Origin of the sequence: Vineibacter terrae (assembly GCF_008039615.1) — a bacterium.
Classification (GTDB): Bacteria; Pseudomonadota; Alphaproteobacteria; order Reyranellales; family Reyranellaceae; genus Vineibacter; species Vineibacter terrae.
Genome location: NZ_VDUZ01000116.1, coordinates 1 through 1,442, shown reverse-complemented (window position 1 = coordinate 1,442; position 1,442 = coordinate 1). Strand labels below are relative to the sequence as shown.

Annotated in this window: 1 protein-coding gene; it reads left to right on the top strand. The window is 65.7% G+C overall.

The window, feature by feature from the left end; translation table 11 throughout:
- Positions 1–154: 154 nt before the first annotated feature.
- Positions 155–1,442 (top strand): IS1634 family transposase (locus FHP25_RS40445; protein ID WP_147852683.1); only part of this gene is annotated, 1,288 nt, incomplete at its 3' end.

Sequence of the window (1,442 nt, the reverse complement as noted above, 5' to 3'; positions counted from 1 at the left end):
TAGCCCAACTTTCCCAACTGGAGGGCTGAAACGGCAATTTTGAGGTTGGAAAGTGTGAAAACGCGAATCATTTCAAGGGGTGTCGGTCGGCGAGCGGCTGTAGTGAAGACCAAGTGCCTTTTATGCTGGTGAATTGGGCGTAGACTCGTGGTCCATGTACTTGCGTTACACGCGCCGGCTCAAGGACGGCAAGGAACACCGCTACTGGAGCATAGTGGAGAGCAAGCGCTGCTCGGGTGGTCGGGTGGTGCAACGGCCGGTGCTGTATCTGGGCGAGATCAACGACAGCCAGCGCGAGGCGTGGTGCCGCGTGATCGAGGCGTTTGACGAAGACGAGCAACGCCAGCGGCAGCTGGCGTTGTTCCCCGCCGATCGGTCGGTGCCGGCGCACGCTCAGGAGTATGGGGTTCAGGTTCGGCTGGCCGGGATGCGGTTGCATCGGCCGCGGCAGTGGGGCGCGTGCTGGCTGGCCTGTCAGCTCTATGAGCAGCTGGAGCTGGACCGGTTCTGGGCGGCGCGCCTGGCGGACTCGCGCGAAGGCACGTGCTGGCGGCACGTGGTGCAGACGCTGGTGTGCTATCGGCTGATCGATCCGGGCAGCGAGTGGCGCCTGCATCGGCAGTGGTTCGAGCACAGCGCGATGGGCGATCTTCTGGGCGAGGACTACGGGCTGGTCGCGAAGAACGCGCTGTATCGTTGCCTGGACAAGCTGCCGGCGCACAAGGCGGCGCTGTTCAGCCATCTGCGGCAGCGCTGGCAGGATCTGTTCGGGGCGCAGTTCGAGGTGCTGCTGTACGACCTGACGAGCACCTACTTCGAGTCGGCGCCGCCGGAGGATGAGGCGGACAAGCGCCGCTACGGCTACAGCCGTGACAAGCGCCGCGACTGCGTGCAGGTGGTGATCGCGCTGATCGTGACGCCGGAAGGCTTTCCGCTGGCCTACGAGGTGCTGCCGGGCAACACCGCCGACAACACCACGCTGCGCACCTTCCTGCACAAGATCGAGGCCCAGTACGGCCGGGCGCGCCGCATCTGGGTGATGGACCGTGGCATTCCTACCGAGGCCGTCCTGGCCCAGATGCGCCAGGCCGATCCGCCCATCCATTATCTGGTCGGCACGCCCAAGGGGCGGCTCAGCACGCTGGAGAAGGCCCTGCTGGACAAGCCCTGGCAGAGCGTGCGCCACGGCGTCGACGTCAAGCTCCTGCCGCAGGATCAGGAACTCTACGTGCTGGCGCGCAGCCGCATGCGGGTTCACAAGGAGCGCGCCATGCGTCAGCGGCAGTTGAAGCGCCTGTGGGCCCGCCTCAAGCAGGTGTCGACCATGGACCTCGACCGCAAGGAGCTGCTCATGAAGCTGGGCGCTGCGCGGGCCAAGGCGCCGGCAGCTTGGCGTCTGATCGACATCGCCGTGGCTGACGACGGCACCGCCTTCAGCTTCG